Raw genomic sequence first — 21,108 nt, 5'->3', positions numbered from 1 at the left:
AAGGAAGTGATGACATGACAAACACAACAGTTTTATACCAACACGGAACGTTAGCCCTCTTAGTGCCGGGATTGTTAGCTGGTACCTTGACGATGGGCGAACTACTGCAGCATGGTGATACCGGTATTGGGACGGGTGAAGGTCTTGATGGTGAACTGATTATTCTGGACGGCACACCTTATCAGGTAGATAGTGCGGGACGGGTTAATGTGGTAGCGGATGCGTTTACGTTGCCTTTTGCGAACAGTCACTTTGCGGCTTACAAGCCTTTAATGACGGTGATAGCGGCAACCCGTTCGGCAGTTGAGAAACAGATCCTGGCGACGGCTGAACAGCCCAATATTTTCTTCTCTGTTAAACTGACGGGGACGTTTACGGATGTCACCACACGGGCTGTGGCTAAATCGCAACCGCCATATGACTCATTAGCCGAAACGGCTCGACATCAAAGTATTTTTAAGAGAAAACAGGTTGAGGGGACCTTGCTGAGCTACTACGCACCGCAGTTATTTGATGGAGTGGCCGTGGGTGGCTTTCATCACCACTTTCTGTCAGCCGATCATGACTTTGGTGGTCACTTGCTAGAATTCGGCCAAGCAAGTGGAACGGTGATGATCCAGACTTTTGCAACGCTAGAACAGCATTTCCCAGTGGCAGACGCCGCTTATCAGCACCATGATTTTTCACAAGATAATATTATGGCTGATCTGCACCAAGCAGAAGGTTAGCTGAATGCCAGCGAATAAGCCGACTGGTTGAAAATAGTTAGTTAGCAACAAGTAGAAACCGTCTTTGAATTGAAATTATTCAAAGACGGTTTTTTTGTGGTCTAATACCAGAATTGCTTGGCATGGACATGGTTTGTATGGATTAGAATTGAGTATTTGTTGTTGATGCTTAGGGTCGTTTATTTGTTGTGGAACCAAGTCAATTGGCTATTTAGGAAATGAAAGACTAGAAACTTCTGCAATATGGTGATAGTTCGGTGCACCTTTAACGGAAACTATAAGGAGAATAGCATGTTGAATGACATGTTAAAGTACAGTTAGAATGATATAATACCTATTGAATAGTTCAATAATTGATGAGTGTTTATAGAAAACATTTTTATGTAATGTTTGTTTTTTGGGGGAACAGGTAGATTAATTATATTTTTAACACGTTTGTTCTTAACTAGTTTTATCCATTTGAATAGGTACTAATAATTAAAGGATTTAATTAAGCGCCTGTCTTATGGGGGTAAATAACTGGTTTAACGTTAACTGTATGTATAAACTTTTTGGGCCTAATCTATCTAGCTTGTTGTTTACATAAACGTCTGGGTTTTGGAGGTAGAATCGTGCGGAATCGTTTAAATAAGATGGAACCAGAAGGGAAGACTCACTATAAGCTTTATAAGTCAGGGAGACGCTGGGTAACTGCTGGTATAACGGTCTTCTCAGTTGGAATCGGGTTGACCAGGCTAAGGCGGCAACGAACAGTGACACTGATGAGACTGAGAACAGTGCTACTGTCAGTTCCAGTTCACCAACAGAAACTAAAAATGCGGTGGTATTGAAATCCAGTAGTGCGGCCGCAACATCTACTGCGGCTGCTGCGGTATCCGCCTCAACTGCTAGTGATAGTCAATCGACAGCAACTCCGGCAGCTTCAACCAGTCGTGCAGTGTCAGGGGCTGCGACGGGGGCTGCTGCCTCTGACTCGGCGGCAACACAACCAACGGTCTCAAGTGCGGATAGTCAAAGTACAGAGAATACTCGTTGGTCGGCGGCAAGTGATACCACCAGTAATGCAGCTTCTGATCAAGAAAGTCAGCAAGCTGCTGGAACTACTGATAATGCCAACAGTGACGCTGCTTCTTCGGCTACCACAGCGACGAATACGAACGCTATGCCAATGACGAATCGTATCACTAGCCGGGCCATGAATGTCACAGCTGCGGTTAGTGAAGCTGAGGCCCAGCCCACCGTATCGTTAGTAACTACGGGGACCGTGGCGATGAGCTATGGCGATGCGTCGCTGGCGGATATCGGACTTCATATTAGTTCTCCAGATGAGACGCCAGCTAACAATGTTGCCTACTATATTCAAGATGCAGCGGGCAATTACTTAGAAGATGTAAACGGAAACAAGGTCAATTTACTATATGCATTTTTTCTGGACTCTGTTGATGTCAATGGTTACTTTGATGTTATGTATACTGATGTGCATGGTCACGTCACGAAATATTCCGAAGATACAGACCTTTCAACGCTTAATCAAATTGGTAGTTACGCAGTGACGATTAATGCGGCGGGGAAAGCCGCGATGAGCCAGGTTATGCAACGATATAATGCTTATGATACCACGACCAATGTTTTTGTTGACTTTGTCCCCACCTTTTCAACTGGGACGTCCGATTACACTTTTACAATTAACATTGTGCCCGCAAAAATCACAGCCACCACTGGTGTGAACGGGTTAACTATGCTTCGGCCATCACAAGCGTATGTGGGATCATTAACAATGATACCGTTAGTCACCGTTAAAGATTCAGAAAAGAAAAATGTCCTTCAAATTAGCAACGGCGAAATTGACTATGCCGCCGAAGACGTTGTTGGCAAGGCCGGTCAAAGTATTTTAACGCCGGCAGACTTTACTTATACGTATCAAGGTACCGAAACTAACTTGACCGGGGCGGACACTGGCAAATATACAATTACCCTTAATAACGCAGGTCGGGCAGCAGTTCAAGCTGCATTGGGGCCGAATTATATTCTGGATGATACAGCAATTTTCACCACGACTGGTGCCGTGAAGGCTGCTGATCTCGGGTTAACGATAGCCAGTGATACAGTGACCTATAATGGTCAGGCTCAGGGAACATCTGTGGCCGTAACGAACGGAACCGCGTATGATCACTTGGACTTTACCACGACGACCGGCAAAGACGTCGGTACCTATGACGACCTGACATACGCGTTAGCGGATCCCACGCAAGCAGCAATTTTAGCTAAGAACTACAATGTCACCACAACGGATGGGACGTTGGTGATCACGCCAGCAGATCTGACAGTCACGGTCAAGGATGATCATGCAGTTTATGACGGCCGAGCACATGGCGCGACTGCCACTGTTACTAGCGGGACCAATTATGATCAGTTAGCATTTACCACAGTTGCGGCAGATGGCAGTGGTGCGACGGCTTATACGAAGGTTGGTACGTATGCCATGACCGGGACCACGGTAGCCGATACCAGTAATTATCAAATCTCGTATGTCAATGGGACGTTGACAATTGATCCCGCCAAAGCGACGATTACGATTCCCAGCCAGGTCTATTGGGCTGACGGAACGCAAAAGAATTTGACGGCGGTGGTTACCGGGACCGTTGATGGCGAGACTTTGAAGTATCGTGTGACGGACGGCATGAGTGCGGTTGGGACTAAGACAATCACGGCCACTCCTGACGCTGATGATTTGGTGAATAAAAACTATACAATTTCAGTCATTCCTGGCACCTTGACCATTGGTGACATTGCGGTGAAGTACCTTTACGAACATGTGGATGCTAATGGTGAGACTCAGGTAGATGCTACGGAAACTGGTACGGCGACACATGCTACGGACGCAACGGCCGCGGACTATTTGACCTACACTACGGTTGACAAACCCAAGACGGGCTATGCGTTAGCGCCCAATACTGGACTAACCTATAATGGCACGTTAACTGATCAGGGTGGGACCGTGACGTATCTTTATTTAGCCAAGACTGAAACGGCGATCGTGACGTATTTTGACCAAACTGATAACAAGGTAATTAAGACGGAAACCTTACAAGGGGCGTACGGAACAACGGATGCGTATCGGACGGCTGATACGATTGCCGCATACGAGAATGCGGGCTACGACCTGGTCATTGATGACTATCCAACTGCTGGGGTGGTCTATGACCAGGACGGCAGTATTCAAAAGTACCAGGTTACGCTTGATCATAAATTTGTAACGCGCACGCCAGATAATCCGGGTACGCCAGGCGAGCCGATCGACCCCGATAATCCAAACGGACCCACATATCCAGTCGGAACTGACTTTGAGGATTTAACTGAGCAAGTCAGTCGAACGATTCAGTATTTATACAAGGATGGTCGCACGGCTAAGCCGGACAATGTGCAAGCGGTTAATTTTAGTCGTAACGTCACGGTGGATGAAGTTAATGGCGCAGTCGTCTACACAGATTGGTTGACTGATGATGGGGCCGTGACTGGTTGTTTTGAGGCTGTTGATTCGCCTGTGATTACTGGTTATACGGCTGATTCAACGAGTGTTGCGGGTCGTGATACGGTGAGTGGGACGGATCTCAGTCCAGACGTACAAGTTTATTATCAGGCTAATCCTGAAAAAGCCACGGTGACCTATGAAGATACGACAACGGGAGTGGTGCTGACGACAGACTGGTTAACTGGTGATTATCAGACCGTCTCGAATTATCGGACAGCGGAGCGGATCGCTCAGTACATTAAGGCGGGCTATGAACTGGACGTTGATGGCTATCCAGCAGCCGGGGTGGTCTATGATCAAGACGGAATTGTTCAAGCATATACGGTAACTTTGAAGCATAAATTCATCACGGTCACCCCGGACAATCCCGGAGTGGCGGGTGATCCAATCAACCCAGATAATCCGGATGGACCGAAGTACCCAAACGGAACGGCAGCAAAAGATTTATCCAAAAAAGTTAGTCGAACCATTAGGTATCAATTTGAGAATGGCGAGTTAGCTGGGATGGATAATGTTCAGGCAATCTCCTTTAGTCGTAATGTAACTATTGACGTCGTAGCCGGCACAAAAGTCTATACGGACTGGTTGAATGATAGTAGTTTAACCGGAAGCTATAAAGCAGTCGATTCACCGATGATTGCGGGCTATACGGCCGATATACTGAGGGTCGCTGGTAATACGTCAGTGTTGGGAACTGATCAAGATAACGATATTGTTGTGACGTACACGGCTAGCTCAAAAGAAGCCACGGTGACGTACGTTGATACCACCACGGGTGCCGTTCTTGCTACGGTGAGCCTGTCCGGTACCCCTGATACACCGTCCGATTATCGCACGGCTACGACGATTGCGGCTTACGTTAAACAAGGCTACGAATTAGTGAGTGATGACTACCCAACCTCAGGGGCACCGTTTAGTGAGGGTGGTGTTAACTACACCGTTCGTCTGGCCCACGCAACTGACACGACGCCAGAGACTAAGACAATTACCCAAACGGTTCATTATCAAGCTAGCAATGGCACACCACTGCATACGGATACGATAAGCACAATTACTTTTACCCGGACTAAAGTGGTTGATCACGTGACGGGGACCGTTGTTTATAGTGGTTGGGTAACGAGTAAAGATGACAACACCTTTGTCAGCGTCCCAGCGATAGCTATCTCTGGCTATCATCCGTCCGTCACTGGAACGCAGGCCGTAACAGTCACGCCAGATAGTGCTGATGACGTCCAAACGATTGATTATGTTGCCGACACGGTTACCATTAAGACGCCTGATCAGCCGTTAAAGGTTAAAAAGTCACAGAAGAAGCAAAAGAAAGTCGTTCAGGTAAAACAACTGAAGAAGATTAAGCAACCAGTTCAAATGGCCGGTGCGACTGCTGCGGCTCTTGAATTAGGAAAGACGATTAGGCCTATAAAGCAAGCTGCAAAAAACAAGCAAGCTGTAGAAAATAAGCAAGTGACAACGCGTGAGCAGGCTACAACACAGAAGCGAGCGACTTTGCCACAAACGAATGACAACCGGCAAGCGAGTGTTACAGCCGAAATCCTTGGGTTAATTGTAGCGGCTCTACTAGCGGGACTAAGTGCAATGCTTAAAAGACGTCATGAAGGCTGATAGGTGTCGATTTGTTACATGGATTATGGCGCAATTAGGGTACGGTGTTTTACATCAGAATCTAGCACAATGCTAGATTCTTTTTTTATCAGTTTAATTAGCTTTAAGCTCAAACTGGTAACGTTAGAGAATCGCTAAAAGAGTTTGGTTAATAACCTTTTTAACCGCCAATTGGTGGGCAAAAATTAAATTTTGCGATGATTTTCGCGCTTTTTTTGGATGTTTATATTACAATTTCGGCGAAATAGTGGGAAACGGTTGTCTTTTAGTGCGGGATTATTTATTATTGTATTTGACTGTATGGAATTATATGGAAGTAAATTTAAGTGAGGAACACATCACAATGAAGAAAATGATTATTCATGGCGGCCAACGGCTCACTGGTGAAGTGACGATTGGCGGCGCGAAAAACAGCACAGTAGCGTTAATTCCGGCAGCGATTTTGGCTGATACACCGGTGCGTTTTGATATGGTACCGGATATTCTTGATGTCCACAATTTGATGTTAATTTTGAAATCAATGAACGTACATTCTACGTTTGAAGACGGGGTCTTAACCATTGACCCCACTGAGATTGTTGAAGCGCCACTCCCAAGTAAAGCAATTAAGAGCTTGCGCGCGTCGTATTATTTTATGGGGTCCTTGTTGGGGCGGTTCCAACGGGCCACGCTGAGCTTTCCTGGTGGAGACAATATTGGGCCACGGCCGATTGATCAACACATCAAGGCGTTTAAGGCGCTGGGAGCAAGTGTTACTGAACATGATGGCACAGTGAAGATTACCACGGGTCCGGAAGGCTTACATGGCACGCGGATCTTCTTAGATATGGTGTCCGTGGGGGCTACGATTAATGCCATTTTGGCTGCCGTTAAAGCGGTGGGCACTACGGTGATTGAAAATGCGGCCAAGGAACCAGAAATCATTGATATTGCCACGTTCCTCAATAACATGGGCGCGCACGTCCGTGGGGCTGGTACCGATGTTATTCGAATTGAGGGTGTGCCAACGTTACGGGCGATGAACACCCACACGATCATTCCTGACCGCATTGAAGCGGGAACCTATTTGTCGATGGCAGCAGCCGTGGGTGATGGGATTGTTGTGAAGAATGTGATTCCGGAACATTTGGAATCCTTCACGGCTAAGCTCATTGAGATGGGTGTGCCACTAGAGATTAGTGAAGATAGCATCTATGTTCCCCGGGTGACAGAACTCACGCCAATTCAAGTGAAGACAATGCCATTTCCTGGTTTTGCGACCGACTTACAACAACCCTTGACGCCACTCTTGTTCCGGGCGGCTGGTAGCAGTGTCATCATTGATACGATCTACCCCAAGCGCATTAAGCACATTGCCGAATTGCGAAAGATGGGGGCTAACATCCGATCAGAAGACGGGATGATTGTGGTTGACCCGAGTGATGACTTAATTGGCGGCCATGTGCAGGCGGGCGAGATTCGAGCCGGGGCCTCCTTAGTGATTGCTGGACTGATGGCAACGGGCGATACGGAGATTGATCAAGCCGATAATATCTTACGGGGGTATGACCGGATCGTGGCTAAATTAACAGCTTTGAATGCGAACGTTGAGATCGTGGAAGATAGTTTAGTTGAAAATGGTCGCGATTAGCCATTGATGGCTGGCGTAATCCATGGTATAATTCAACGGTTGACGATTAATCAATCTCTGGTTCAGTCAATGAATCAGGGCAAAGGAGCGTAATACATTATGAAGCAAGGAATTCATCCAGATTACCGCGAAGTTGTGTTCCAAGACTCAAGTACTGGTTTCCAGTTCTTGTCTGGTTCAACGGCAACTTCTGACGAAACGGTTGAATGGGAAGATGGCAACACTTACCCATTGATCCGTGTCGAAATTACTTCTGATTCCCACCCATTCTACACAGGTAAGCAAAAGTTTACCCAAGCCGATGGTGCTGTGGACCGTTTCAACAAGAAGTACGGTTTATCCAACGACTAATTATAAAGTTTATGATTTGTCTGGCCGGTGGGCAGCTTAGCTGTCACCGGTTTTTTGTTTGGCTTGGTTTGGCTGTTGGATAGTCTATCTGGTGGATTGAAGCGCCGGGCTTTGTTTTTAATCGTAAATGGCGTAAAATTCAGAACCGAAGAGATTATGAAATTGGGGATTGGAGTAAAGTAAAATGGCAGAGAAAAAACAAACACCCAAGAAGCACCGCTGGCGGTGGCTATGGACCGTTTTGTTTATCTTCTTATTAGCAATCTCGTTGGCCTTAATCTTCAACGAGCAGATTAAAAACTGGTTGATCTCTTCCTATCAACCACGGATTTCACGTAAATCGGTTCAAAGTAATCAAAAGAAGAAAGCGTCATATGACTTTAGTAAGGTAAAATCGTTGGATTTCTCAACGGTGGCCAATGCCCGCTGGAATACAGCGGATATTCATGTCGTTGGTGAGATTTTGATGCCCCAGTCCAAGGTTCATTTGCCAATCGCTAAGGGGATTAGCAATGAGGTCTTGGCTCTGACCGCGGGAACCATGCGACCGGACCAGAAGATGGGAGAAGGTAATTATCCGTTAGCTGGGCACCATATGACCTCACAGACGATTTTATTCAGTCCCCTGTACTGGAAGACGCGGGTTGGACAAAAGATTTATCTGACGGATGCTAAGCGCGTCTATGAGTATCAGGTGAGCGTGCGGAAGTTCATTCCGGCAACGGATGTGCAGGTTATCGCACAAACCAAGCAAAAACTGGTCACCTTAATTACGTGTGATGCTACCGGTGCGAACCGCTTGATGATTCGGGGAAAATATGTGAAGCAGATGGCCTATAAGGACGCACCAACGTCTGTTCAAAAAGGGTTCCATGGTAGCTTTAACAACCGAAGTTAAAACTGATAAGTATGAGGCAATTACCGCGATGACGGCGATTGTCTCCTTTTTTATGCTGTAAATAAGGATATAGGACGATTGAAAGCGCATACTGTGTTGTTTTTTTTAATCAATTTTGGTGTAAGGTATAAACGACATGACACATCTTTAACTTGTGGCCACATTTTGATGGATGGCTAAAAGTAAGGTCGGCTAGTAATCAAACGATAATCTTTAAAATGCTTATACGTAGGCGTTTTACGAAAATAAGCAAGATAATTGTTTATGGTCCAATCATTTTTCGAAAAAATCTCTACCACAGAAGAATAATTGTGGACAAAAAATTAATACCATGATATTATAAATATGGATATTGAGAGGGCCATGATAAGCTTCTGATGACTAGCAGGAGCGGCCGACGGTGAAAGTAATAGAGTGTGTTTCTGGAAAAGGGGGAGCAACGATGACCCACAAAATTTTAAAAATGTTGATGTTAACAGCTTTGCTGGCGGGCATTGGGACCAGCTCTCTGACTAATGCGCAGGCTGACTCAACCCAAAAGACCACGGCTTCAGCAACATTGGTTTCGGGGGTTAATGGTGGGATCAAGTTAGACTCCGCCCCAGATGTTAGTTTTTCCGCGCAGTTAACCGGGAATGAGATCAAAGATTTAGCTGGCACCCAAACGGATGATTTACAAGTAACCAATGCCGGCTCAGCAACTGGTTGGAACGTGAAAGTTGCTGCTTCGGCCATGACGGACGCTGATGGTCAGCCGTTAGCTGGTGCAACGTATGGATTCACAACTACGGCGGCTAAACCTTTGGATGAAAACAATAACTCTACAGCGACTGCCAACAACCTCAGCTTTGACGGTGCTGGTAGTGGCGAACAAATTGCCATGCAGGCTGCCCCAAAAGAGGGCTTGGGAATTTGGCAAGGTAACTATGCCAAATCACAAATGACGGTGCCAGCTAACGCCATGGGTGGCGTGTACACGGCAACATTGACGTGGACGTTAGGTAACACGCCAGAATAGACTGGTTGACTGTATGCGGTAGTTGACGAGAGATTCTGCAATAACTAAGGTGAACTGTGAGATGACGCTTTTATCAGCGCTACTATCGATTTTTGCCTTAGCTACTACTGAATTTAACTTAAGCTAAATAAAGATTGATACCACAATTAATAAATAGTGGACAAATAGCACAAAGCGTGCTAGTATATAAATGAATCGTTGATAGGCACGAAAGATGAGCGGCTAACAGATACGCTTTAGCCATCTATAATTACGTTCATTGAGGTGCTCGTAAGTTACTAGGGGATTACAAGCAAGGATATAAAGGAGATAATGATAATGACTAAGACGACTGTGAAATTTGCTGCGATTGCTGCTTTGGTTGCTGGATTAGGATTGGTTTCTGCTACTACCGCGAGTGCGGCGACGTTTGGCACAACTGCTAACAGTGGGAGCACGACAGCTAAGACTACTTTGAAAGCCAGTGATACAGGAACAGGCGATAACGGGGTTGTATTGAAGTCGGCCCCAGACATCGACTTTGGAACGATTCAATTGAATGGTGATGCGGTTACTAGCACTGCGGATAACACAAACGTAACTGATACGTTAACGGTGGTTAACGCCGGGCACAAAGATGGTTGGAGTGTTCAAGTGCAAAACGATGCCATGGTTAGTGGTTCAGATACCTTGACTGGTGCAACGATCACGTTGCCAACGGTTACACCAAGTAATGGTGTTGCTGGTGATGCCAGTGTTGGTGCTACCACGAAGGTTGAACTGCCTGGTGCCGGCTCTCAAGGTGCTACTAACGTGATGACTGCGCCAGCTAAAGGCGGGGTCGGGACTTGGAATGCTGATTACTCATCAACCAAGCCAACGTTATCTGTACCAGCTAACTCAGTTGAGGGTGCTTACACCTCTAACTTAACTTGGAGCTTGGTTGATTCCGTAAAGGCATAAGCGATATTAATTGAAATCTGTTAAAGCTTGGACGATTGTTCAGGCTTTTTTTATTTTTAGTAAATACTGAAAACCAAAACTAAATTGCGGTAATAAAGTTTGCTATTTAGCGAGTAGTTTAACGTGTCGTTTATAGTGTAGTTACATTATGCAATGATACATCGAGCCTGGCAATTAGCCATATTACGGAGATGATTCCGCTACCAAAATCTATAGACAAGACCCATCCTATGGGGAATTGCTTGGCAGATTAGATACGGTGTGAAACGTATGAATGGGATTCCTGATTAATCGCAAATAATGTTGTTACCACATAAGATTAATAGTGGACAAAAATATGGTTATGCGTTATACTGAATTCGAAGGTTAGGAATGAGTTAAGTAGCTCGATGAAGATAGCGAGAACAACTAGGGTATTCTCGAGCCAAGCATCTGAACTAGCCATAGTAGATAATTTAAAGCCACTGAGGATATATTAAAGGGGATAATGATAATGAAAAAGACTTTAAGCATTATTGCAACGGTTGCTGCTTTTGCTGGTTTAGGTTTGGCTTCGGGGACGGTTGCTCACGCGGCTGTTAATGAAAAAGGTACAGGGGCGACAACTGATGCTAACATTACATTGAAATCTGGAGATCCAAATGAAGGCGCCGGTGGAATTACGTTAACGGATGCACCAAGTTATACGTTTAGCGCGGCTACCTTGGATGGTACGGCACAAAGTGTTGATACGACGGCTACGGGTAACTTAACGGTTAAAAACCCCGGGGTTGCCTCTGGTTGGAACGTTACAGTGAAAAATGATAAGATGACCGATGGGACACATACTTTGGATGGTGGGAGCTTGGTATTGACGTCTACTGGTGCTTCATCGACCGATACAACGAACACAACCAAACCAGCCACGCCAACCGCATCACAAACGGTGACAATGGGAACTGGTACTGACGGTACAACTGCTCAACCTGTAATGACTGCTGCGGCAGAAAAAGGCTTAGGTATCTGGGACGCCAATTATACGAAAGCAACTTTGAACATTCCCGCTTCTGCGGTTGCTGCAGATTCAACGAATGGTTCAGCTTACAAGACGAATTTGACTTGGACACTATCTAACGCACCTGCATAGTCGGTTATTTTAAAATATTGAATTCAAAGGCATAGGCATTCGTAGTGAATGATTCCTATGCTTTTTTACATACAAATTTGTTGATTGGCAATACGGTGATAACAAGGTCAGTCCGGTGCTAGAAAGAACTTTAAATAATTATTTAGGCACATTAGATGAATCATTTTCACTAATGTCTAACTACTTGTGTTGTTATATCAGAAGACGCTCCAACAGATTAATCATACAAGGGGACGTAAATCGTGGCTTGAATCGCCAATGGTGTAGATGGAAACAAGTGAATTGAATAATTAGAAAAAGGGGGGTTACTTTTAATATTCTATAAATGTTTCTTGCACATATGATTAATGATGGACAAGAATTGGCGCCGGTTGTATACTGAACTTAGAAGTTTGAACGGTATTATGTAATTGGTTAGGTAAGACGACTAGGGTTTGCTTAATCGGATGGGCAATATGCTAACGATTAAATGATATTCAGAATGCTGGAAAGTTTGTGGTTTTCTGGCACCAAAGAAAACGATTGCATAATAATGAAGATTTGCGGTTTTTGGTAGTTGAGGAGGAATCACTCATGAGGAGTAAATTACTAGGGCTAAGTGTTGTGATGATAACAGTTTTATTCGGTAGCTTGGCAGGGGTGAAAACAGCACAGGCGGCGTATGTAGACGATAAGGATGCGAAGAATGCTTTGGCAACTATGCCCAAGGGATTGCCGTTGTCCAATTACTTTGCTCCTGGACAAAATTACGATTCGACTGGATTGACAGGTGGTTTTACGCCTGAAGTCCGTGATTCAACTAATAGCAGCAGTAGTGGTACTCAGGCCATGCAGTTGACGGCCGATAGTTATAATGGTGGGGCCACAGTATGGTCCAAAGATGGCTTTAAGTTTAACTTGTATAAAAATCAAAAAGCCAGCATGTGGCTGTATTTTGGCAATGGTAATACTAGGACTGTCGGTGATGGAATGGCATTTGTTCTTCAAAATAATAGTTCTGGTGGTACAGGGACTTATAGTGATAAAGGGCAAAGCATAGGTGTTTGGGGGAAAGATGTATCAACTGATGCCAATGGAACTAAGACGCAAAGAACGATAGCAGATTCAGCGATTCCCAAGAGTTGGGCGTTGGAGTTTGATACATTTCCTAACGCGGCGATCCCAAATGGCACAGACTATGTACTTCCAAGTCCTAATCCAGACGGAATTAAAAAAATTTCTGGGAATATAGGGTCTGTTTTTAACAAGCCAACAACAGCTGATAATAATACTTTAAAAGCCGATAATAATGATATTGCGGATGCAGCTAATGGATTTGATGCCAACGCAGGCAATGTTAGTTCCTATCCACACATTGCTTCTAACTATCCCGGAGAACCAAGTACGTATACTCTTCATTCGTTAGGTTCAGTGTCTATTGGTGGGTATAAAGATATTTTTGGGGAACATGATACACAGCATTTAACCTATAACTGGGCTACTTTAAATCACGAAGGTGTATTATCATATCCAAACACTGGACGTGGGGGGAAACTATCAAATGGTAAATGGCATCATTTATCGATCGATTACAAGGCAGCAACATCGACTAGCGATGGCGTTATGACTTATACCTATGATGATAAAAATCCAGATACAGGTGCTAAGCAAAGCAACGGGACCGATTATGGTTCGTTTGAAGATAATCATATGTCACGACAGGTTAACATCACGCCCTCAAAGCTAGGTGCATCGGAAGCTAATCCAACTGTTTGGTGGGGGTTTACTGGTTCAACTGGACAGGCAAGTGAAAACAATTTAGTCGCGTTTGAACAGATCCCTAACTTGGCTAACATTAACTCCAGTGGGACTATGACCGACACGACCACCAATAAAGATGTTACGGACAACGCTACTATTCAAGGCAATGACCATGTCAAAGTCAATTATAATGTTTCCTATGACAGTGGGACGTCTGCTTGGGAGAATGTTCAGGCTAAAATTGATGTACCAAAAAGTATTACGTACAAGTCATCTAAGTTGACCTATACGCAGAAGTCGGGCGCTACCACAACAACAACGTTAGATGTAGCGGGATTGTCGAGTACGGGTATTAAATTAGCTTTGGCCCATGCGCTCAACAATGCGAGCGATAGCGACTATGTTTCAGCTGATATTACCTTGACCGGTGTCGCGGATAATCCAACCGCTAAAACAACTGTTGCCGCGACGACTGGGAGCTTTACGGGGACACAAGCAATTGCTTCAGTTGATATTCCGTCATTCATAATTGCGCCATCGACGTTGAATCTGCAGTTGGATCAGTCAGCAGTGACGGCTTCCGGTGATAGTGATGTGAAGTTGACTGGAAAGATCACCTCAACAGCTACTTTGGACAGTAATGATAAGCTAACCTTGCACCCGTCTATTAACGGGAATGATTTGGCTACCAGCAAGCTGAGCGCGACTGATAAACCGGGTGTCTTCACCGTGACGGTTCCAATTAGTCAGTTAAGCAGTGGTGAAAATGCGTTTGAAGTGTATGCGACCGATAGTACGGGGAACTCGTCTAACACGGGGGCCGCGACGATTACGCTGGGGTCGCTGTCCTTTGGTACCGTCTCTGATAGTGCGGCTTTCAAAGATACAACGTTAGATGGCAGTCAGCAGACTGCTGGTACGAATGGCGATTGGAACCTTAATGTCCAAGATACTCGGGCTGTTGGCAGTCAGTGGACGTTATCTGCCAAGATTTCACAGCCGTTTAAGGTCAACGATCAAGCTTTAAAAGGCAGCTTAATGTACAAGACGGCCAGTGGAACGGAAGCCATCACAGCGGACAACACATCAATCGTGACGCACACCAAAACGGCTAGTGACAGTTCAACGACGAATGTCGCTGGTAGTTGGAACACGGATTCTGGTTTGCTATTAGATGTTGGTAGTAGCAATACGGCCGGCACTTACAGCGGGCAATTGACCTGGACCTTACAGGACGCACCACAATAGGTTATTAATTTAGAAGCAGTTTTAGCAATCAGCTAGAGCTGCTTTTTTTGCTGCGTTCTATGAGAATCAACCGCCTGTGATCACTGAAGGTTGCGTGGATTAGCTACGGGTATGGACCATGTTTCATAGAATTAATGCTTAAAAAGGCGTGATCAGGCGATCTGTTAGACAATATCTGGTAAGAATTGGGTGAGGATAAGAGAAAAGGATAGTTATGACAGGTAACTATCCGCCTTTGATGATCCGCGGTGTGACTGAACACAACTGAGAACCGTATGAACGACTATAAAAAGAGCTGATTTTACATAATTCTGATAAAAAAATATTAGTGAAATCGAATTCAATTGATAATTCAAACGATGAACAAATACTGATATGACAACAAGCAAAGCTAATGGTTAGTATCGGCGAAAAAAAAGAAATGCTGAATTATCAAAAAAATCAAGCTATCCATTTCGATAACTATGGACAAAGTAAAAAAGACGTGCTATTCTATACATGAATCATCGATGAGTTCAACGAAGAAAGTTGTAGATAATGTTGGTCTGTAAGTTAGTTAATCACAAGTTGAGAATTTGGTTTGCCATTTTCTCACCTAACGTGAGGATGGGGACAGTGATGAGATTTAAAAAAATCTGGTTGTTGCTGTTAGGCCTCCTAATCGTTGCTGGTGGGGGACAATCCGTAGTGGCTTTAGCGGATGTTCAGCAATCTACTTACCAAGTGGAGCTGACACCGAGTAAAGATACGTCCGGCGCACTTGCCGGAGGGGATGGTGACTTTGCAGTGGGTGATAGCGGGAATCATAGCGGTAGCTCAATAGCTAAGTCACCGAGTGGCAGTCGGGTTTCACCGACCGCAGCTCAGGGTCAAGACGGTGATCAGGTATCTGGGACACCGTCGCGGTCCGGTTTGAGTGGACGTTTGCCACAATTGTCAGAAGGCCAGTGGTACGGTTTTGGGTCAATGGCAGGTATCATCATATTATTGCTGATTTGGATCGGCATGTTGTTAAAACGTAGGAAGCAAGAAATTAAAACTTTAAGTTGAGGGGATAATATTATGACTAAGAAAACTTTACAATTTGTAGCAGCTGCAGCTATGGTAGCAGGTTTGGGCTTCGGTTCAGTTTCCACCGCCTTTGCGGCTACTAGTGACAGTGCCAGTGGTTCTAACACGGGGGATTTGCACACGACGGCTAAGGTTGCATTGACCGCTGGGTCCACTTCTGGTGGGGACAACGGTGACGGCGGTAACGCTGGTGATGGGGCATTGGCCTTGGTTACTGCACCAAGTTACACGATTGATGGTGGTGAACTTGGTGGGTCAAAGGCACTGAAATTAGCCGGTACTGCTGACGGTAATACACCAGTTCAGACGGTTAACCCTGGTCTTAAGACCAACTGGGGTGTTACTGTGAAGAGTAGCCAATTCGCGACAACTACTGGAACAGAATTGCAAGGTGCTGTGTTGACTTTAACTGATGGTGCGGTTACTTCACCGACTGGGTCAACGTCTTCAACTGCGCCTACTGGTGAGGGTTCCATTGAATTAAATGGTGATGGGACTTCCGAAAAACCAGTTGTGACGGCTGCCGGCAATGAAAATATTACTGGTGACGCTAAGGCAGTTGGTGTTGGTACGTGGAACACGAGCTTCAATACCGCTAGCTTGGCTGTTCCAGATGGGAACACGGCCGGTACTTACACTTCTAACTTAACTTGGACTCTAAAGAACGCCCCATTCTAAGACGTTTAGGCATCGATAGTGAGGAGGCGTCGTCGTGAAACGTGTATTATGGTTTATGGCCTCGCTAACTCTAGGGATCATGTTTACGGCGCAGTCGACTGCTCTGGCCAATTCAGGGTCATTGTCGACCACTGCTAAAGTAACCTTAAGTGGAGATGGAAGTACTAAGCCGGTTAATCCGGGCGAGCCAACCGATCCAGATGATTCTGGAAATGACGGAACTGGTTCTAAGGGTAAATTAACTTTGGATTATGTGCCGAACCTCACGTTCAAGCAACAGCAGGTTACCAAAGGGCAAATTGTAACGACGGCCACCAATCAGGGTGCTTACGTACAAATTAGCGACCGCCGTTTCACGGGTGCGGGTTGGCAATTACAAGTCAAACCCAGTCCCTTAGTTGGCGAAAAAGATTTTTCTAAGATTTCAGCGGCGGCCTTACAGTTGGGTTCAGCTTCCTTTGCTAAGGCAAGCACAACCAATGTGAGTGCCAGTCCGACGGTTACCGACTCGGCGACTAGTTTGATTCCGATTGGCAGCTATTCACTAGTTGCTTCGGCGAACAAAGGAACTGGTCTGGGCACGTGGTTGTTACAGGTAAACCGTAGTGCGACTGCACCAACCAAGCTATTGGTAGATAATGCTGTTGTTAAGCAACAGCAGACTTATCAGGGTGCATTAACTTGGCTATTGACTGATACGCCGCAATAAGTAGAAAAGTTAGTAGCGGTGGCTGTCGCCACCGCTACTTTTGGTATAATATAGGTAAATAGTGGGAATTGGAGGCTACATCATGAAGCGTTATTGGCAATGGATTTTGGCATTGGGGGCACTGCTGACTTTTGCGGGCTGGCACACCACAACAGCTCACGCTGAAGGGGTTGGCTATACGGTATCGGCAAAGCTGCCAAAGAATCAGGATGATAAGAATGTCACCTATTTTGCGCTGCGGGTTAAACCTAATCAGCAAGAGAAATTAGGAGTGGTCATTTCTAATCAAAGTAAGAAGTCGGCGACTTTCCAATATGGCGTCAACCAAGCAATTACGAACAACAACGGGGTTATTGACTACAGTAATAGTAATCCGAAGCTTGATAGCTCATTAAAAGTGGGCATTAAGGACGTTTTTAACGAACAGAAGCTACAGAAGGTAACAGTGCCGGCGAAGACGTCTAAGACCGTTTACGTCACCTATAAGATGCCTAGCAAGAAGATTGATGGGATGATCTTAGGTGGTGTTTACGTCAAGAAGATGGCCGGTAAGGAAGCTAAGGCGAAAAAAGGAGTTACGATTACCAATCAATTCGCCTATGTAATTGGTGTTCGCCTGCGTGAAAGTAGTGTTGATGTCGCACCTGACATGAAGTTAAATGAAGTTCGGGCTGGTCAAATCAACGCCTATAACCAAGTGGAAGCAAACCTCCAAAACCCACGTCCCGGTCTGATGTCTCAATTGAAAGTTAAGACCAAGGTCACTGAGGTTGGCAAGACTAAGGTTGTCTTACAAAACGAAAAGTCGAATATGGCGATGGCACCTAACAGTAACTTTAATTATGCCATTCCATGGGGCGATACCCAATTGAAGGCGGGGACGTACACATTAACGCTGGACTCAACAGCTAAGGGTGGCTATCATTGGCATTTTGTTAAGAACTTTACGGTAACCCAAAAGCAAATCAACAGTTTGAAGAATAAGATTAATACGCCACAACAACATAATTACCTCTGGTGGTTTGTTGCCGGCGGGATTCTGATTATCTTATTGTTAGCGATTATCATTTACTTGTTACTCAAGCGTAAGCGTAATGACGATGATGATAAGCAAGAGTCGAAATAACTGAGTAAGTTACAACACGGTTTTACTGACAGAGTAGAGCCGTGTTTTTTTGTGGGAATTATGAATTGGACACTTTTGCCAATCCGCTGAGATTTTTGAAGCCTTTGATTACTGCAGCTTTAGCATAACTTGGGCCTGATTGTGGAATAACTAATCAACGATAAATAACGAATAGACTGGTTTGACAGCGTTTATGGGGAGACTGATGTTGGGGAGTGAACCTTTTAACTGTTATTGTTAAACGGTGTTCATAAATGTGGCCTTTTACGAATTAATTTGTTACAATGTATGCATATTATATGGCCGATATGAATTTAGCTGACCGATTAAATTGAAATTGGGGATTGGGAGATGGACGATGAAGCTTAAAAGGTTGTTGATCGGGGGTTTTAGTCTGCTGTTAGCCATCGGCCTAGTTAGCCAGATGTCAGTGGCCCATGCAGATGCCGATTATGATAAAGCCAAGGCTAATGCGCCGCAGGGTCTACCGCTGAGCAACTATTTTAAATTTGGCGATTTTGCGGGTAACTCGGCTAAGGTTGTGGATACGGGACGAAGTGATGGGACGCAGATGGTTCAATTGACGGATGCGAAAGCGGAAGTTGGAACGATCTGGACCGGGGATGACTATGCCCTCGACCTCAATAAGAATGCCACGGCATCGATGTGGATGTACTTTGGAAACTATCCGGTGGATGCGGGTGATGGGATGGCCTTTGTGATCCAAAATGATACGCGCGGTGTTAATGCCGTGTCGCGGGCTTCTGATGGGACCGTCGGTAATGGGCAAACTTTAGGTGTCTGGGGAGTTGACGATGATCCGAAGGGGACAGTAGCACAGATTGCCAGTCGAGGTATTCAAAATAGCTGGGCCCTGGAATTCGATACGTATTTGAACAGTAATAATTTTGACTTACGAACCGGTGTAGCCAAGCAACACATCGCTTCTAATTATCCAGGATATGCGGGGAGCTATGGTTCCGGTGGCGACTTCTTTTATTTGAATCACAATGGGTTGATGAAAAATAGTAGTGATCCGAATTACCTGCTTTCATCGCGGGACAACACTTGGAAACACTTAACGCTTAAATGGGACGCGGCTGCGTCAACGATTACGTATGCCTTTAATGATAAGAATCCGGCTACCGGTGACGCAAAGACGGCGACGGGGACCCAGACCGTTACGATTGACCGGAGTAAGATCGATCCCAACGGTACGGGTAAGGCACGCTGGGGCTTCACAGGTTCAACCGGAGAACTTTGGGAAAATAATTTAGTGATTTTTGAACAGTTACCCGGGATTGTTAACAGTTCGGCGACAGCAACCATTACCAATACGCGGACTGACAAACAGATTGCCACAGGAGATACCATTGATGCGGGAACACCGCTCCGGGCGGATTATCGTTTAGATTATACGAGTGGTTCTAAAAGTTGGACCGGGATTAACGCTAAGATCAATCTACCAAATAGTTTCGCTACCAACTACGCAAAGGTCACCTATGCTAATGGAAAAACAGCCTTGCTTGATACGTCCCAACTGTCGGACCAAGCATTGACGGCAGCTATTGATGACCTGAATACGACTAACAATGTGGCGACGGTTTCGGTATATGGTTCGGCAACGAATTCAAGTACGTCGTCAGCCGTGAGTGTGCCGGCCGCAACCAGTCACTTTAACGGCTCGAATGCGTTGACGATGGCGAGTACGCCGGCCTACACGATTAACCCTCGTAACAGCTGGCAACTAGGCTTGTACTTCGGCGTGGTTGGTACTGGGACGACCACAACGTCGATGACTACGACAGCGGATGGGGTCGACTTGACTGGGTACTTTACGTTTGCACAAGACAATACGCCCAGTTCAGAGGCCTTAATTAATGGTTCTGCAGTTGATTTGTATCCTAGCGTTAATGGGAAAGCCTTGAGCTCAGTTAAAGTGTCTTCTGGAACATCGCGAGAATTTAGTTACCATATTGCCACTGCTGACTTGACTAGCGGTGAAAATTATGTGACCCTGACGGCGGGATATGCGGCTTCTACCGGGACCGTTTATTCAACCCCAGTTACTGCAACGGTGACGGCCGGAGCGCTAGGGTTTCAATCAGTCAGCGACACGATTAACTTTAACGAAACGTTAACTGGAAACACTGAGACGATTGCACCAGTTAGCCAGCCAGATGTGTTGGTCAGTGATACACGTGGGGGTAAGAACAGTTGGACTGTCAAGGCGGCGTTAACAGCGATGAGCACTAGTTTCCCTGGGACCCTGATCTACCAGCCGGGTGATGGCTCGTCACTGTCGTTAAATAATCAAGCGGCAACAATTGATACAGGGAAAGCCGCTAGTTCAGCAACCGATGTCAGTGATGACTGGAGTCAGACTTGGACGGGGGCCGCTTCTAAGGGCCTATTCTTGAAGGTGCCAGGGTCGTCGACTTCTGGTAATTATAACGGTCAGATTAATTGGGAACTAGACGATACGCCTAGCTAGAAAACACCTAAGAAGGCTTATCAGAAATCTTGAATGATTTTTGACGGCCTTTTTTTATTAATATTTGTCGTTATAGGTAAGGGTTACAAATGCCCCGAATTGCCCTAAAACAAGATAAATGGTGATGGCCAATAAGTGCTGTCAATCAACATCTTTTCTATGACTAATGAAAGTGAAATTTGATTAATTAACCG

13 protein-coding genes and 1 pseudogene are annotated in these 21,108 nt (G+C 45.4%); all 14 read left to right on the top strand.

The genetic code is table 11. The features are described from left to right. Positions 1-14: 14 nt before the first annotated feature. Positions 15-728 carry an acetolactate decarboxylase gene (budA, locus tag ACP4IT_RS05230; RefSeq protein ID WP_011667276.1) on the top strand — a complete coding sequence of 238 codons (714 nt, stop codon included), beginning with the start codon at positions 15-17 and terminating at the stop codon, positions 726-728. A 611-nt stretch (positions 729-1,339) separates the two neighbouring features. Then, positions 1,340-5,883 (top strand): annotated as a pseudogene (locus ACP4IT_RS05225) (mucin-binding protein). A gap of 343 nt (positions 5,884-6,226) precedes the next feature. After that, positions 6,227-7,513, top strand: a complete 1,287-nt coding sequence (locus tag ACP4IT_RS05220; protein WP_426855238.1) for a UDP-N-acetylglucosamine 1-carboxyvinyltransferase — start codon at positions 6,227-6,229, stop codon at positions 7,511-7,513. A gap of 99 nt (positions 7,514-7,612) precedes the next feature. Continuing rightward, positions 7,613-7,864 (top strand): type B 50S ribosomal protein L31, encoded by a 252-nt coding sequence (locus tag ACP4IT_RS05215; protein ID WP_011667279.1) that lies wholly within the window; start codon positions 7,613-7,615, stop codon positions 7,862-7,864. 184 nt (positions 7,865-8,048) lie between these two features. Then, a complete protein-coding gene (locus ACP4IT_RS05210) occupies positions 8,049-8,762 on the top strand; it encodes a class A sortase (RefSeq protein ID WP_011667280.1) in 714 nt (237 codons plus the stop codon). 442 nt (positions 8,763-9,204) lie between these two features. Then, complete coding sequence (locus ACP4IT_RS05205; RefSeq protein WP_024855169.1) at positions 9,205-9,780, top strand: WxL domain-containing protein; 576 nt, start codon at positions 9,205-9,207, stop codon at positions 9,778-9,780. A 318-nt stretch (positions 9,781-10,098) separates the two neighbouring features. After that, positions 10,099-10,722: a WxL domain-containing protein gene (locus ACP4IT_RS05200; protein ID WP_172757579.1), complete on the top strand. Its 624-nt coding sequence runs from the start codon at positions 10,099-10,101 to the stop codon at positions 10,720-10,722. A gap of 493 nt (positions 10,723-11,215) precedes the next feature. Beyond that, complete coding sequence (locus ACP4IT_RS05195) at positions 11,216-11,848, top strand: WxL domain-containing protein (RefSeq protein WP_024855167.1); 633 nt, start codon at positions 11,216-11,218, stop codon at positions 11,846-11,848. Between the two features lie 573 nt (positions 11,849-12,421). After that, entirely contained in the window at positions 12,422-14,836 is a 2,415-nt protein-coding gene (locus tag ACP4IT_RS05190; protein ID WP_426855234.1) for a lectin-like domain-containing protein, read from the top strand. Between the two features lie 618 nt (positions 14,837-15,454). Continuing rightward, on the top strand, positions 15,455-15,886 hold the full coding sequence (locus ACP4IT_RS05185) for a hypothetical protein (RefSeq protein WP_086231813.1): 432 nt from the start codon (positions 15,455-15,457) through the stop codon (positions 15,884-15,886). A 12-nt stretch (positions 15,887-15,898) separates the two neighbouring features. Next, entirely contained in the window at positions 15,899-16,585 is a 687-nt protein-coding gene (locus tag ACP4IT_RS05180) for a WxL domain-containing protein (RefSeq protein ID WP_015473339.1), read from the top strand. A gap of 34 nt (positions 16,586-16,619) precedes the next feature. Then, entirely contained in the window at positions 16,620-17,294 is a 675-nt protein-coding gene (locus ACP4IT_RS05175) for a WxL domain-containing protein (protein WP_015473340.1), read from the top strand. Positions 17,295-17,376: 82 nt separating this feature from the next. Next, positions 17,377-18,420 (top strand): DUF916 and DUF3324 domain-containing protein, encoded by a 1,044-nt coding sequence (locus ACP4IT_RS05170; protein ID WP_107696615.1) that lies wholly within the window; start codon positions 17,377-17,379, stop codon positions 18,418-18,420. Between the two features lie 358 nt (positions 18,421-18,778). Continuing rightward, positions 18,779-20,914, top strand: a complete 2,136-nt coding sequence (locus tag ACP4IT_RS05165) for a lectin-like domain-containing protein (protein WP_082265168.1) — start codon at positions 18,779-18,781, stop codon at positions 20,912-20,914. Positions 20,915-21,108 lie beyond the last annotated feature (194 nt).

Origin of the sequence: Levilactobacillus sp. LN180102, assembly GCF_050106635.1 — a bacterium.
Taxonomy (GTDB): Bacteria; Bacillota; Bacilli; order Lactobacillales; family Lactobacillaceae; genus Levilactobacillus; species Levilactobacillus brevis.
Note: the sequence above shows the minus strand (reverse complement) of the source record. Positions and strands in the feature narration are given on the sequence as shown.

Coding starts and splice junctions, on each gene's coding strand:
- ACP4IT_RS05185 (WP_086231813.1), top strand. CDS start 15,455: ATGAGATTTAAAAAAATCTGGTTGTTGCTGTTAGGCCTCCTAATCGTT.
- ACP4IT_RS05200 (WP_172757579.1), top strand. CDS start 10,099: ATGACTAAGACGACTGTGAAATTTGCTGCGATTGCTGCTTTGGTTGCT.
- ACP4IT_RS05165 (WP_082265168.1), top strand. CDS start 18,779: ATGAAGCTTAAAAGGTTGTTGATCGGGGGTTTTAGTCTGCTGTTAGCC.
- ACP4IT_RS05205 (WP_024855169.1), top strand. CDS start 9,205: ATGACCCACAAAATTTTAAAAATGTTGATGTTAACAGCTTTGCTGGCG.
- ACP4IT_RS05220 (WP_426855238.1), top strand. CDS start 6,227: ATGAAGAAAATGATTATTCATGGCGGCCAACGGCTCACTGGTGAAGTG.
- budA (WP_011667276.1), top strand. CDS start 15: ATGACAAACACAACAGTTTTATACCAACACGGAACGTTAGCCCTCTTA.
- ACP4IT_RS05210 (WP_011667280.1), top strand. CDS start 8,049: ATGGCAGAGAAAAAACAAACACCCAAGAAGCACCGCTGGCGGTGGCTA.
- ACP4IT_RS05215 (WP_011667279.1), top strand. CDS start 7,613: ATGAAGCAAGGAATTCATCCAGATTACCGCGAAGTTGTGTTCCAAGAC.
- ACP4IT_RS05190 (WP_426855234.1), top strand. CDS start 12,422: ATGAGGAGTAAATTACTAGGGCTAAGTGTTGTGATGATAACAGTTTTA.
- ACP4IT_RS05180 (WP_015473339.1), top strand. CDS start 15,899: ATGACTAAGAAAACTTTACAATTTGTAGCAGCTGCAGCTATGGTAGCA.
- ACP4IT_RS05195 (WP_024855167.1), top strand. CDS start 11,216: ATGAAAAAGACTTTAAGCATTATTGCAACGGTTGCTGCTTTTGCTGGT.
- ACP4IT_RS05170 (WP_107696615.1), top strand. CDS start 17,377: ATGAAGCGTTATTGGCAATGGATTTTGGCATTGGGGGCACTGCTGACT.